This is a genomic window from Pseudomonas sp. TE36184, from assembly GCF_054060055.1.
Window position 1 is genome coordinate 5,423,216 of the sequence record NZ_JBSSCU010000001.1, and the last position, 13,892, is coordinate 5,437,107.

A 13,892-nucleotide genomic window follows, 5' to 3' on the forward strand; every position below is an offset into this window, starting at 1 on the left:
TGGTGTTACGAGCAGAAATCCAGCGGCAGCCGGCGAGGCACGAACTGGCCCTGGCCGAGTTGTTCGGCGTCACGCAGGGTGCGCCAAGTGTAGTTGAGGGCCGATTGCACGGCGCTGACCAGGCCTTCACCCTGGGCGATCCGGCCCGCCAGCGCGCTGGCCAGCGTACACCCCGAACCGTGATAGCTGCCGGGCAGGCGCTGGCAGGTAAAGGTCTGGCGCGTGCCGTCGCGGCTGTACAGGCGGTTGTGGACTTGGTGCTCATCGCCATGGCCGCCGGTAATCAGCAGGTGCTTGATAAACGGCAACAGCTTTTCCGCGCATTCGTCCGCCGTGCCCTCAGGCAGTTCGGCAAGGATGCGTGCTTCAGGCAGGTTGGGCGTGGCGATCAGCGACAACGGCAACAGCCGCTCACGCATGGCGTAACCGACTTCGTCCTTGCCCAGGCTGCCGCCGCCACCGGCGCGCAGCACGGGGTCGCACACCACCGGCAGGTGCGGGTGCGCCTGCAGCAGCTCGACCACGGTGTCGACCATCGCGGTGGAGCCGAGCATGCCCAGCTTGACCGCCGCCACTGGCGAATCGCTGAGCACGGCGTTGGCCTGGGCCAGCACCCACTCGCGGTCGAGCACGCGGAAATCACTGACGTTGACGGTGTTCTGCACCGTCAGCGCGGTAACGGCCGGGGCCGCATGGCAACCCTGGGCGAGCAGGGCTTCGATATCTGCCTGCAAGCCGGCGCCACCACTGGGATCATGGCCGGAGAGACAGAGGACAACGGGGCGAGAGCTGTAGATATTCATGGTGCGCGAGCTTACCACCAAACGCTTTTGGCGTGGCCGTCTGGCGATGGCTGAATTTTGCCCGGATCCATGGGCGGTTGTGGCTGTTTGCTAGTATCGGATTTTAGTTGTGAAGTCCGCTGAAAGCCTTGTTCTAGAGCCTTTAGAAAAATTATATCAATGGTGTCTAATGGCCTTTAGCAGCTATGCTAAAGTGATTCGAAACAACTTACTGTATCGCCGGTATACGTCTTCTCAAAAGGAATGGGGGGCTTTTTGACATGACCGGACAGGTCACGCTGGGGCTCTATGCGTTATTTGCTGATTTTATTATTGTGCGGGCTACCGCTGCTCGCCGACGCCATTGAGTTCACCCAAGACACGCGAAGCCTGCCGCTGGGCCGGGCCATGCAAGTGCTCGAAGACCCGACCAACACCCTGACCATCGCTGATGTGAGCGCTCCCGCCGCTGCCACACAGTTCAAGCCCCACGACAAAGACACCCTCAACGCCGGCTATTCGCGCTCGGTGTTCTGGCTCAAGGTCAACCTGCGTTACCAGCCCAAGCCGCCTGAAACCCAGCGCACCTGGCTGCTGGAGTTGGCCTATCCGCCCCTCGACCACCTTGACCTGTACTTGCCCGACAGCACCGGCAACTATCGCCTGGCCGGTCGCACCGGGGATGCCTTGGCGTTCTCCAGCCGCGAGATTCGCCAGAACAACTACTTGTTCAAGGTCGACTTCACGCCGGGCGAAACCAAGACCGTCTACCTGCGCCTGCAAAGCGAAGGTTCGATCCAGGCGCCGCTGACGCTGTGGTCCAGCACTGCCTACCTGGAACAACAACCGCTGCGCCTATATGTATTGGGCCTGATCTATGGCGTGTTGCTGGGGATGCTGGTGTACAACCTGTTCATCTACCTCAGCGTGCGCGACACCAGCTACCTTTATTACATCTTCTATATCGCCTCGTTCGGTCTGTACCAGCTGTCGGTGAACGGTGCGGCGGTGGAGTATTTCTGGCCGAACAACCCCTGGTGGGCGAATGCCGCGACACCGTTCATGATCGGCTCGGCGGCGTTGTTCGGCAGCTTGTTCGCCCGCAGCTTCCTGCACACCGCCCAGCACAGCCGCTGGATCAATCGCCTGTTGCTGGCGCTGGTGGCCTGTGGCGCGGTGGTGATGCTGCTCTCACTGATGACCAGCTACGCCCTCGCGCTGCGCCTGGCCACCGGCCTGGCGCTGGTGTTCACCGTGACTATCTTCGTCGCCGCCATCAAGGCCTGGTACTGCGGCCAGCGGGTGGCGCGTTATTTCATCATCGCCTGGTCGGCGTTCCTGCTGGGCGGCGTGGTCAACACCTTGATGGTGCTGGGTTACCTGCCGAATGTGTTCCTCACCATGTACGCCAGCCAGATCGGCTCGGCGATCGAAGTGGCGCTGTTGTCCCTGGCCCTGGCGGACCGCATCAACGCCATGCGCGAGCAACAGGCGCAGATCCTCTACGATGCGAGCCAGAAGCTCGAAGTGCTCAACCAGCAGTTGGCCCGCAGTAACCGGCTCAAGGACGAATTCCTCGCCACCCTGACCCACGAACTGCGCACGCCGATGAATGGGGTGATCGGCTCCCTGGAGTTGATGCAGACCGTGCCCCTGGACGACGACCTGGCGAACTACCAGCAAACCGCCGCCGGCTCGGCGCGGGACATGATGCGGATGGTCAATGGCATCCTCACCCTCACCGAGTTGCAGGCCGGGCGCCTGAGTGCCCAGCCCAAGGTGTTCAGCCTGCGCGGCGTGCTCGACACCTTGCGCCAGCAGTTCAGCGCCAGCGCCCAGAGCAAAGGCCTGGCCTTTTCCATCGATATCGCCGACGACTTGCCCGATCGCCTGCGCGGCGATGCCGACAAACTCAGCCAGTGCCTGGATTGCCTGTTGGACAACGCCTTCAAGTTCACCCACGAAGGCGTCGTGCGTCTGCGGGTGGTCGGCGTGCCCCTGAGCGATGGCACCGTGCGCCTGAGTTTTATCGTCACCGACACGGGCATCGGCTTTGCGTTCCTCGACGAGGCCACTCTGTACCAGCGGTTCTTCCAGCTCGATGGCTCGACGACCCGCGAATACGGTGGCCTGGGGATTGGTCTGGCAATCTGCCGGCAACTGATCGAATTACTCGGCGGGCGTCTCACCCATCATTCCGAACCGCGCAAGGGCAGTCGTTTTCAGCTGGAACTGGCGGTCACCCCGCTGCAGCCCGAGCCACGCCCGGCAAGCCCCGCGCACGCACGCACGCCTGCGCAGTGTGCGGTGCTGCTGGTGGACGACAACAGCGTCGGCCAGTTGGTGGTGCGCGGCATGTTGCTCAAGCTCGGTTATCGGGTGAAAACCGTCGACAGCGGGCCGGCGGCGTTGACGGCGTTGCAGGGGGAAACCTTCGACGCAGTGTTGCTGGATATACCGGAAGGCGGTTTCTCGTTGTGCTGTCAGATTCGCGCGTTGCCCGGCTGCGGCGAGTTACCGGTGATCGCCCTGAGCACTACGTTGAATGTGTCCGAACGCGAGCGCTGCCATGGCATCGGCATCACCGATCGCCTGGTCAAGCCGGTACGTTTCGACGCGCTGCAAGCGCTGCTGGAACGTCGGCTGCTGTGTCCGTCAGAGGGCGAAAGCGCCGGACATTCGGCGCGTATGCCACTTTTTTAAGCGAGATGACGGTGCTTAACTGAAATTCGGGCCGCAACTCCAGGTGGCCTTTTTTCCAGGAGGCCCGTCATGAACCTGCACCAGTTCGCCGAAACCCACGACGTCACCAACCAGCCGCCCTCCCTGGACGGCATCAACCTGTACCGCATCGATGTGCCGCTGCAAGACTGGTCGCACCGCTTCGGTGCCGGCTGGGCAGCACCGCGCTTCGATGCCTATGGCGCGTTGGCCGGTGGGCCGCTGATGGCGGCCGGGTTCCTGGCGAACCAGAACAAGCCGCAGTTCAGCAGCCATGACCGCTATGGTCACCGTGTCGACCTGGTGGAGTTTCACCCGGCCTACCATGAGCTGATGCACACCGCCGTCGAGCATGGCCTGTCGTCGCTGCCGTGGGCTCATCCACAATCCGGCGCCCATGTGGCCCGTGCTGCCCTGACGTACCTGCACAGCCAGGCCGAGGCCGGCACCGGCTGTCCGTTGACCATGACCTTTGCCTGCGTCCCGGCCCTGCGCCTGCAACCGGATCTGGCGCAGACCTGGCTGCCGAAAATCCTCAGCACCGACTACGACCCGCGCAACGTCGGCATCGCCCACAAGGCCGGTGCCACCATCGGCATGGCGATGACCGAGAAACAGGGCGGCACCGACGTGCGCGCCAACACCACCCGTGCTTACCCCGTGGGCGCGGGCGGTCCCGGCCAAGCCTATGAGCTGGTGGGGCACAAGTGGTTCTGCTCGGCGCCGATGTGCGATGCGTTCCTCACCCTGGCCCAGACCGACAAGGGCCTCACCTGTTTCCTGCTGCCTCGGCACCGTCCGGACGACACGCGCAACCAGTTCTATATCCAGCGTCTGAAAAACAAACTCGGCAATTGCTCCAACGCGTCCAGCGAAGTCGAGTTCCGCGGCGCCCTGGCCTGGATGGTCGGCGAAGAAGGCCGTGGCGTGCCGACCATCATCGAGATGGTCGCCATGACGCGCTTCGATTGCATGGTCGGCTCCAGCGCCTTGATGCGCCAGGCGCTGACCCAGGCCAGCCATCATTGCGCCCATCGTTCGGTCGGCGGTCGCGTACTCAGCGAGCAGCCGCTGATGCAAAACGTGCTGGCCGACCTGGCGCTGGAAAGCGAGGCCTCGCTGGCCTTGAGCCTGCGCATGGGCCGCGCCCTCGATCATTTGGGCGATGAGCAGGAAGCCAAGTTCTCCCGGCTGGTGACGGCGGTGGGTAAGTATTGGATCTGCAAGCGCGCGCCGGCGATGATCAACGAAGCCGCCGAGTGCATGGGCGGTGCCGGTTATGTGGAGGACAGTATCCTGCCGCGCTTGTATCGTGAGGCGCCGGTGAATTCGACGTGGGAAGGTTCCGGCAATGTGCAGTGCCTGGACGTGCTGCGCGCCTTGTCCAAAGAACCGGGCGTGCTGGAAGCGCTGTTCGTCGAGCTGGGCGACGGGCATGGCGACAGGCAGTTGGCGCGGCATGTCGAGCAACTGAAATCGGCGTTCATGGACACCCAGGATATCCAGTACCGCGCGCGGCAACTGACCGAGGACATTGCCGTAGCGTTGCAGGCCAAGTTGTTGCTGGAGGCCGGGAACGCGGCGGTCAGCGATGGGTTTATCGCCAGCCGTTTGGGCCAGTCGTCGGGACGGGTGTATGGCACCTTGCCGCGTGGCGTGGATGTTGAGGCGATTGTCGCGCGGTCCACGCCACAGGCCCTTTGAATACACGCGGTCAACATGTGGGAGCTGGCTTGCCTGCGATCGCGGTGTGCCAGCCTCCCACAGGGACTGAGCTCTTCTTGAGTAGGCATGCCAATTCAAAGTTTGCGTCTGGCCGGGATACAGGCAAGATAAAGGTCTGCAAGTCAGCACACAGGATGCTTACCGTGACCGAAGCTTTTGTTGTCGTTCAAACCGCCGAAGAAGCCGTGGACCGGCTGGCGGCTCTGCATGAGCGTGCTACCGGCGCGCTCAATCAGGCCCTCAAGCAATACCTCAAGGACCGCGTCGAGCCCGACGCCGAACAACGCGCGATGTTTCGTTACCCGGAGCTGCGCCTGACTTACCAGTGCCATGGCGAAGTCCCACAGACCACCCGGGCGTATGCCAAGGTCCAACTGCCGGGGACTTACAGCGTCACCGTCACCCATCCGTCGGCATTCCGTAAATACCTGCTGGAGCAATTGGTGCCGCTGATGCACGACTTCACCGTGACGGTGGAAGTCGGCGTCAGTCAGCAGAATATTCCTTACCCGTATGTGGTCGAGCAGGGCGACGAACTGGCCGGCTCCGGCGTGACCGCCGCGACCCTGGCGCGGGTGTTCCCCAGCACCGACCTGTCGGCCGCCACCGATGGCATCGCCGACGGCCTGTACGACTGGGAAAACACCGACCCGCTGCCCCTGGCCCTGTTCGACGCGGCCCGCGTGGACTTTTCCCTGCGCCGCCTGGTGCATTACACCGGCAGCGATTGGCGCCATGTACAGCCGTGGATCCTGCTGACCAACTACCACCGTTATGTCGATCAGTTCATCGTGCATGGCCTGGAGCAACTGCGCAGCGACCCGCGTTTTATCCGCATGGTGTTGCCGGGCAACGTGATCATCGACAAGAGCATGGACCACGGCGAAGCGTCCGCCATTGCCGCAGGCGTGGTCTGGCACCGTTACCAGATGCCGGCCTACCACCTGCAGGCCACTGACGGCCACGGGGTGACGCTGGTCAACATCGGTGTCGGCCCGTCCAACGCCAAGAACATCACCGACCACCTAGCCGTGCTGCGTCCGCATTGCTGGCTGATGATCGGCCACTGCGGCGGCCTGCGCCAATCCCAGACCATCGGCGACTATGTCCTGGCTCACGCCTATATGCGCCGTGACGGCATTCTCGACCGCGTAGTGCCGCCGAACATCCCGATCCCGGCCCTGGCCGAAGTGCAGATGGCCTTGCAGCAAGCGGCGGCCAACGTCACCGGCGAAAAAGGCGAAGAGCTGAAAAAGCGCCTGCGCACCGGCACCGTGCTGACCTACGACGACCGCAACTGGGAACTGCGCTGGGCCCAGGAACGGCCGCTGATCAACCTGTCCCGCGCCGTCGCGGTGGACATGGAGAGCGGCACCATCGCCGCCCAAGGCTACCGTTTGCGCGTGCCTTACGGCACGTTGCTGTGTGTCTCGGACAAGCCGTTGCACAGTGAGATCAAGCTGCCGGGCTCGGCCAACGCGTTCTATGAGCGGGCGGTCAGCCAGCACTTGAAGATCGGCATCGAGGCGGTCGACCTGTTGCGCACCGAGCTCAACTCGCTGCACTCGCGCAAACTGCGCAGCTTCGACGAGCCGCCGTTCCGCTAAGCGGTTGGGATGGTCATTTAGCGGTCAGGCCACTAGCATTGTCGGTCCTGACCGTTAGATGTTCTTTCGCCATGTCCCGTCCCAGCCGTCCCGATTCGCGTCGCCCTGGCGTGAAAGCCCCGTATTCCGCAACCCGTCGCGTCGCCAAGGCGCCACCGGCCGAGCCGAAGCTGATCCTGTTCAATAAACCGTTCGACGTGCTGACCCAGTTCAGCGACGAAGGCGGGCGGGCGACCCTCAAGGATTTTATCGACATCCCCGGCATCTACCCGGCGGGCCGCCTGGACCGTGACAGCGAAGGCCTGCTGCTGTTGACCAACGACGGTCAATTGCAGGCGCGGATTGCCGACCCCAAGCACAAGCTGGCGAAAACCTACTGGGTGCAGGTGGAAGGCGAACCCACCGAAGAACAACTGCAACGCCTGCGCGACGGGGTGGAGCTCAACGACGGCATGACCTTGCCCGCCGAAGCCCGGCAACTGGACGAGCCTGAGTTATGGCCACGCAACCCGCCGGTGCGTTTTCGCAAAAGCGTGCCGACCCACTGGCTGGAGTTGGTGATTCGTGAGGGGCGAAACCGCCAGGTGCGGCGCATGACCGCGGCGGTGGGGTTGCCCACCTTGCGCCTGGTGCGCGTGCGGATTGGCGATTGGTCCATCGACGGCCTGGAGCAGGGCCAATGGAAGGCCGTACCGGCGCGCTTATAAGGCGCCGGACTCGATCAGGCCGATCACCACGCTCTTGATGACGAACGCGGCCACGCCCAGGCCCAGCACGAAAAACAGAATGAACGAGCCAAAACGCCCGGCCTTGGATTTTTTCGCCAGGTCCCAGACGATGAAGCCCATGAAAATGATCAGAATCGTGACCAGGCCGGTCATCATCCATTCTTCGAATAGTGCGGGGTCAATCGAGTTCATTCGGTAATTTTTCCGACAGGGCAGGCGGCAAGTATACGGCAGTGCTCGGGCTGGGCATTGACCTGCGTCGGTGCGTCGCAGGCAGACTTCACGGTTGAAACACAGGCTGAATGTGGGAGGGAGCAAGCCCCGTCCCACCTTTGACCGTCACCGATCTCAAGTACGCAGGTGGGTCAGCGGCAGCTCGGTGCTGTTCAATACTTGGTTCAGCACAAAGCTCGAGCGCACGCTGGTCACGCCTTCGATCCGAGTGAGGTGGCCCAGCAGCAGCTTCTGGTAGTGATCCATGTCGGGCACCACCACTTTCAACTGATAGTCGGCATCCATTCCGGTCACCAGGCTGCATTCCAGCACCTGCGGCAGGGTGCGGATGGCGGCTTCGAAGTTCTCGAAGCGCTCGGGGGTGTGGCGGTCCATGCCGATCAGCACGTAGGCGGTGAGGCTCAGGCCGAGCATCTTGCGGTCGAGCAGCGCGACCTGGCGGGCGATGTAGCCGTCGTCCTCCAATTGCTTGACCCGGCGCGAGCAGGGCGACGGCGACAGCCCGATACGCTCGGCCAACTCCTGGTTGGAGATCCTCGCGTCGCGCTGCAATTCCGCCAAAATACTCAGGTCGTATCGGTCAAGTTTGCTCATGGGGCTGGCCTTTGTCGTAACTATTGCGGTGAATTATCCCTTAAGGGTTAAAAATTGCGCAAGCACTGTTTATTGACGCAATCTTCGCAATCATCTGCCGGGGTGCTGCGCCTATGATTACCAACAGAATCACCGCCTGGACATAGTCCACTGCAGCTCGCCCAATCAGGCCCGCTGCGGCCGCCACCCCAGCAGGGTTGAGCCGGCCTCCAGGCTGCACACTGTCCACAAGACGGCGTGAGGTGAGCCAACGTCATAAGCGTTGAGCCAGGACGAAGTTCTCAAGGGGCGGCCGACGGGCTGCCCCTTTCTTTTTGCCTTAAGAAAATAGTTCTCGTGACTGATAACCTGTTCCAGAACCGGGCGAGGCTTTTCCAGTCTCATTGATAAGCCCTAAACCGCAGTGAGGAAGAGCATGAAGCGCATCTGGCGAATGGCAGGTGTTGGTTTGTTGGTGGTCAGCGTCAGCGCGCAGGTAACAGCGGACGAGCGCGATAATTCACCCGAGCGGCCGCAGGGCGGCGGGCAGCATGAACGCGGCCCTGAAGGTGGCGGGCGGCCCGAGAATAATCAGCCGCGCCCGCAGATCGCGCCGCCTCGGCCTGAGAACAATCAGCCACGCCCGGAGAACCCGCATTTTGATCGCGGCGGCCCGAACGGCGGCGGTCAGGGGCAAGGCCGGCCCCAGGGCAATGAGCCGGGTCGCCCGGCACCGCAGCCACAACCGTCGAACAGCCTGCCGATCCAGGGGCGGCCCGATACGGTGCGCCAGACCCAGGAACCGCGTGAGGGTTACTACCGCGATATCCCGCGCCGCAACGACGGCAATCAACATTGGGAGGCCGGTGGCCCCGGTTCACGTCCAGGCAACGACGGCGGTTACCACAATGAGCGTCCCGGTGATAATCGCTGGCCAGGTCGCCCCGATGGGCACGGCAACGGCTGGGGCCCCGGTCCGCAGTATCGCCCAGGGTATATGGTGGATCGTTTTCCCGAGCGTAATTACCGCGTGCCTTACCGTGGCCAGGATTATTTCTTCTCCGGCGGCTACTGGTATCGCCCGCAAGGCCCGCGCTATGTAGTGGTGGCGCCGCCGTATGGCATCCGCGTGCATTACTTGCCGGACTACGCGCGCGAAGTGTGGGTGGGCGGTGCGCTGTTTTTCCTCGCGGCGGGTGCCTATTACACCTACGAAAACAGTACCCAGCAGTACGTGGTGGTGGAACCGCCGACCGCCGTACCGGCACCGCAGCCAGCGCCCCAGGGTAACGGTTATGACGTGGTGGCCTATCCCGCCAACGGCCAGTCACCGGCGCAGGTGCAGCAGGATGGTTACGACTGTTATCGCTGGGCCGTGCAGCAAAGTGGCTTTGACCCGCAAGCGGTCACCTACGCTCCGGCCCCGGCAGTGGTGCAAGCCTACCGCCAGGCCCAGGGCAACTGCCTGAGCAGTCGCGGCTATCAGGTGCAGTACTAGGCCTGGGCGCCACTCACCACATCCAACGGGTCGGCGTGTACCAGCACTTCGGCCCGCGGGTAGGCTTTGTGAATGGCATCGGCGGCCTGGTCGCTGATGCCGTGGGCGACAGACAACGTCAATTCCCCCGGCAATTCCAGGTGCAACTGCACAAACCAGTGGTTGCCGGAAATCCGCGTGCGCAAGTCGTGTGCGCCCAGCACGCCGGGTACACCACGCGCCAATTCCAGCATGTGCTGGCTGACGTCCGGCGGCAGTTCTTCGTCCATCAGCACGGCAAAGCTTTCCCGGGCGATCTGGATCGCGCTCCACAGAATGTAGGCCGCGATGCCCAGGCCAAACCAGGCGTCGATCTGATGGAAGCCGAAACCGGCCAGGATCAGCGCAATCAGGATACTGCCATTGAGCAGCAGGTCCGAGCGGTAGTGCAGCGAGTCGGCGCGCACGGCGCTTGAGCCGGTTTCCCGCACCACGTGGTGTTGCAGGACCAGCAGGGCCACGGTCAGCGCCAGGGACAAGATAATCACGCCAATGCTCAGCCACGGCGCGCCCACCGGCTCGGGATGCTTGATCCGTTCGAATGCCTGCAACGCAATCAGCACCGCACTGCCGGCGATAAACAGCGCCTGCGCCATCCCGGCCAGCGACTCGGCCTTGCCATGCCCGTAACGGTGATCGTCATCGGCCGGGCGCAGGGCGTAATGCACCGCCAGCAGATTGAGCAGCGAGGTCACGCCATCGAGTAGCGAATCGGTCAACCCGGCGAGCATGCTCACCGAGCCGCTGAGCCACCAGGCGATGGCCTTGGTCACAATCAGCACAGAGGCGACGCCCACCGAGGCGCGCGTGGCCAGGCGCAAGAGCCGGGCGTGTTCGGGACTGCTGGTCATAAGCGGGTCAGATCCTTAGGCGGACGGTTGTAAGCCGAGGGCCGCCAGTTGTTGCACGCTGCCCTTGAACTGGATCATGCGCGGGTCGTCCAGCGGCAGCGTGCGACCGGTTTCCTGCTGGATGATGGTCTGCAGCTTGGCGGTGTCGACCTTGCCGTCGGCACCGATGGCTTGCTGCAGTTTCTCCGGGGCGACTTGTGCGGTCTTGCCCGGTTCGAAGTAGATCGCGCCGGTGGCGAAGTCGACGCCGAAGGCGATCAGGCCAGGGATCACGTAGAACAGCAGGCCCACGGCATCGAGCACGGCAATCGTCGGGTCGATCTTGCCGTCGATCTGGCCGCGGCGGTCGGGATAGAAAATCGAACCGCAGGCCGTCAGTTGGCTCAGCAGAGTGACGGCGAGGACACCGCCGATGACACGGGAAGCGATACGCATGGAAAATCTCCTGTCAGTCACTGTAGGAGCGAGCTTGCTCGCGAAAGACGTTAACGATACCGCGTGCTGCCTGAATGTGCGTGGTGCTCTGTGATTTTTCGCGAGCAGGCTCGCGCCTACGGGAGACCACCACCGGTATCCGACAGTTCGCCGTTATACTCGCCGCTCTGCTTTGGAGCCAGTATGAATTCGTTGCCGATCGATGATGTTTTACCCGCCCTGCGTGACGCCTTGGCGAATCGCCATGAAGCCGTGCTGGAAGCACCGCCCGGCGCCGGTAAAACCACCCGCGTACCCTTGGCCTTGTTGAATGAGCCTTGGCTGGCCGGGCAGACCATCCTGATGCTCGAACCCCGACGCCTGGCCGCGCGCGCCGCCGCCGAGCGCCTGGCCAGCGAGCTGGGGGAAAAGGTCGGTGAAACCGTCGGCTATCGCATCCGCCTCGACAGTAAAGTGGGGCCCAACACGCGCATCGAAGTGGTCACCGAAGGCATCCTCACCCGCCGCCTGCAGGACGACCCGGCGCTGGACGGCGTGGGCCTGCTGATCTTCGACGAATTCCACGAACGCAGCCTCGACGCCGACCTGGCGCTGGCCCTGAGCCTGAATGGCCGCGACCTGTTTCGCGACGAGCAGCCGCTGAAAATCCTGCTGATGTCCGCCACCCTCGAAGGCGAGCGCCTGGCCGCGCTGTTGGACAACGCGCCGATCCTGCGCAGCGAAGGGCGTATGTTCCCGGTGCAGATGCGCTGGGGGCGGCCGTACCAGGCCGGTGAATTCATCGAGCCGCGCCTGGTGCAGACCATCCTCGACGCTTTGCATGACGAAACCGGCAGCGTGCTGGTGTTCCTGCCCGGCCAGGCGGAGATCCGCCGGGTCAACCAGCAACTGGCGGACGCGCTCGGTGATCGCCGCGATGTGCTGCTCTGCCCGCTGCATGGCGAACTCGACCTGAACGCCCAGCGTGCCGCCATCGACCCGGCGCCCGCTGGCAAGCGCAAAGTGGTGCTGGCCACCAACATCGCCGAGACCAGCCTGACCATCGATGGCGTGCGCGTGGTGATCGACGCCGGGTTGGCGCGTGTGCCGCGTTTCGACCCCGGCAGCGGCATGACCCGCCTCGACACCCAGCGCATCTCCCGCGCCAGCGCCACCCAGCGTGCCGGCCGGGCCGGGCGCCTGGAACCGGGCGTGTGCTATCGCTTGTGGTCCGAGGACCAGCACGAAGGCCTGGCCGCCTATGGCAGCGCGGAAATCCTCGCCGCCGACCTCGCCGGGCTGGCCTTGCAACTGGCGCGTTGGGGCGTTGCGCCCGCGCAGTTGGTGTGGCTCGACATGCCGCCCGCTGCCGCGTATGCCCAGGCTCAGGACCTGCTGCAACGCCTCGGCGCCTTGAATGACGACAAACTGACCGCCCACGGCCAGAAGATGGCCGAGCTGCCGGCCCATCCGCGCATCGCCCATCTGCTGCTGCGCGGGCAGGATCTGGGGCTGGCGGCCACTGCGTGTGATGTCGCCGCGCTGCTGGGCGAGCGCGACATCCTGCGCGGGGGCGGCGCGGATCTGCACAGTCGCCTGGCGTTATTGTCCGGTGAAGAACGCGCGCGGGGCACTCAGGGTGGTGTTCAGCGCGCCAAGCAGTTGGCCCGGCAATATCGCGGCTATTTGCGCGGCCAGGCGACCAGGCCGGTGGCCGACCCCGATCACCCGCGTTGGCTCGGCGCGCTGCTGGCGTTGGCGTATCCCGACCGCGTGGCCCAACAACGCCGCCCCGGCGGCGCCGAATACCGCCTGGCCAATGGCCGCGCCGCCTTGTTCGCCGAGGCCGATAGCCTGATGAAACAAGCCTGGCTGGTGATTGCCGACCTGGGCAGCCGCCAGGGCCAGCGCGAAGAACGCATCTACCTGGCGGCGGATTTTGATCCGGCGCTGTTCGACACGGTCCTCGCCGAACAAGTACGCACCGTCGACCAATTGGATTGGGACGAGCGCGAAGGCGTGCTGCGCGCCGAGCGCCAGCGCAAAGTCGGCGAACTGGTGCTCAGCCGCGAACCCCTCAGCGGCCTCGACGAAAACGCTCGCAGCCAGGCGCTGGTCAACCTGGTTCGGCGCAAAGGCCTGGAGCTGTTGCCCTGGACGCCGGAACTGCGCCAATGGCAGGCTCGCGTGATGTTGCTGCGCCAGCTGGACACCGGCACCACCAGCGAATGGCCCGACGTCAGCGACAGCGCCTTGCTCGCCAGCCTGGAGCACTGGCTGATGCCTTACCTGGGCAAGGTCTCGCGCCTCAGTCATTTCGCCAACCTGGATATTTCCAGCTACCTGCACAACCTGTTGCCCTGGCCGTTGCCCCAACGCCTGGACGAACTGGCACCGCACCATTTGAAAGTGCCGTCGGGTTCGTCGGTGCGCTTGGACTACAGCGAGCATCCGCCGATTCTGGCGGTGCGCCTGCAGGAATTGTTCGGCCTGGCGGATACACCGCGCATTGCCGGCGGGCGCCAGGTGGTCAAGTTGCACCTGCTGTCCCCGGCGCGACGGCCGGTGCAGGTGACCCAGGATCTGGCGAACTTCTGGCGCAGTACCTACGCCGAGGTGAAGAAAGATCTGAAAGGGCGCTATCCCAAACATTACTGGCCGGATGACCCGTTGGTGGCCGAGGCCACCGCCCGAATCAAACCCCGCAAGTAAGCGTGACC

Annotated in this window: 11 protein-coding genes; 6 read left to right on the forward strand and 5 right to left on the reverse strand. The window is 63.9% G+C overall.

Annotation, left to right across the window (positions count from 1 at the left end; all coding sequences use genetic code 11):
* Positions 1-5 precede the first annotated feature (5 nt).
* Complete coding sequence (locus ACVWZP_RS24495; protein ID WP_026140190.1) at positions 6-803, reverse strand: hydroxymethylpyrimidine/phosphomethylpyrimidine kinase; 798 nt, start codon at positions 801-803, stop codon at positions 6-8.
* Positions 804-1,091: 288 nt separating this feature from the next.
* On the opposite strand from ACVWZP_RS24495, the gene ACVWZP_RS24500 reads away from it, so the two are divergent.
* The 4 genes from ACVWZP_RS24500 (at position 1,092) to ACVWZP_RS24515 (ending at position 7,542) form a co-directional block, all read left to right on the forward strand.
* Complete coding sequence (locus tag ACVWZP_RS24500; RefSeq protein WP_457370202.1) at positions 1,092-3,485, forward strand: hybrid sensor histidine kinase/response regulator; 2,394 nt, start codon at positions 1,092-1,094, stop codon at positions 3,483-3,485.
* A gap of 69 nt (positions 3,486-3,554) precedes the next feature.
* The gene (locus tag ACVWZP_RS24505; protein ID WP_457370203.1) at positions 3,555-5,207 is read left to right on the forward strand and encodes an acyl-CoA dehydrogenase family protein; all 1,653 of its coding nucleotides are present in this window, start codon (positions 3,555-3,557) and stop codon (positions 5,205-5,207) included.
* Between the two features lie 155 nt (positions 5,208-5,362).
* Positions 5,363-6,835 (forward strand): AMP nucleosidase, encoded by a 1,473-nt coding sequence (gene amn / locus ACVWZP_RS24510; protein WP_167379492.1) that lies wholly within the window; start codon positions 5,363-5,365, stop codon positions 6,833-6,835.
* A gap of 71 nt (positions 6,836-6,906) precedes the next feature.
* A complete protein-coding gene (locus ACVWZP_RS24515) occupies positions 6,907-7,542 on the forward strand; it encodes a pseudouridine synthase (protein WP_104904386.1) in 636 nt (211 codons plus the stop codon).
* Here the strand turns inward: ACVWZP_RS24515 and ACVWZP_RS24520 are convergent.
* Positions 7,537-7,746 (reverse strand): DUF2788 domain-containing protein, encoded by a 210-nt coding sequence (locus ACVWZP_RS24520; protein ID WP_026140189.1) that lies wholly within the window; start codon positions 7,744-7,746, stop codon positions 7,537-7,539. The genes ACVWZP_RS24515 and ACVWZP_RS24520 overlap by 6 nt on opposite strands.
* A gap of 165 nt (positions 7,747-7,911) precedes the next feature.
* Positions 7,912-8,391, reverse strand: a complete 480-nt coding sequence (locus ACVWZP_RS24525; protein WP_003194418.1) for an Lrp/AsnC family transcriptional regulator — start codon at positions 8,389-8,391, stop codon at positions 7,912-7,914.
* Positions 8,392-8,806: 415 nt separating this feature from the next.
* Between ACVWZP_RS24525 and ACVWZP_RS24530 the strand changes: the two genes are divergently transcribed.
* Positions 8,807-9,868: a DUF6515 family protein gene (locus tag ACVWZP_RS24530; RefSeq protein WP_108525535.1), complete on the forward strand. Its 1,062-nt coding sequence runs from the start codon at positions 8,807-8,809 to the stop codon at positions 9,866-9,868.
* Here the strand turns inward: ACVWZP_RS24530 and ACVWZP_RS24535 are convergent.
* Positions 9,865-10,758, reverse strand: coding sequence for a cation diffusion facilitator family transporter (locus tag ACVWZP_RS24535; protein ID WP_017848314.1), 894 nt, complete (start codon positions 10,756-10,758; stop codon positions 9,865-9,867). The genes ACVWZP_RS24530 and ACVWZP_RS24535 overlap by 4 nt on opposite strands.
* Before the next feature lie 15 nt (positions 10,759-10,773).
* Complete coding sequence (locus tag ACVWZP_RS24540; RefSeq protein ID WP_017848313.1) at positions 10,774-11,193, reverse strand: hypothetical protein; 420 nt, start codon at positions 11,191-11,193, stop codon at positions 10,774-10,776.
* 183 nt (positions 11,194-11,376) lie between these two features.
* Between ACVWZP_RS24540 and hrpB the strand changes: the two genes are divergently transcribed.
* Positions 11,377-13,884 (forward strand): ATP-dependent helicase HrpB, encoded by a 2,508-nt coding sequence (hrpB, locus tag ACVWZP_RS24545; protein ID WP_108525533.1) that lies wholly within the window; start codon positions 11,377-11,379, stop codon positions 13,882-13,884.
* The last annotated feature ends 8 nt before the right edge of the window (positions 13,885-13,892 follow it).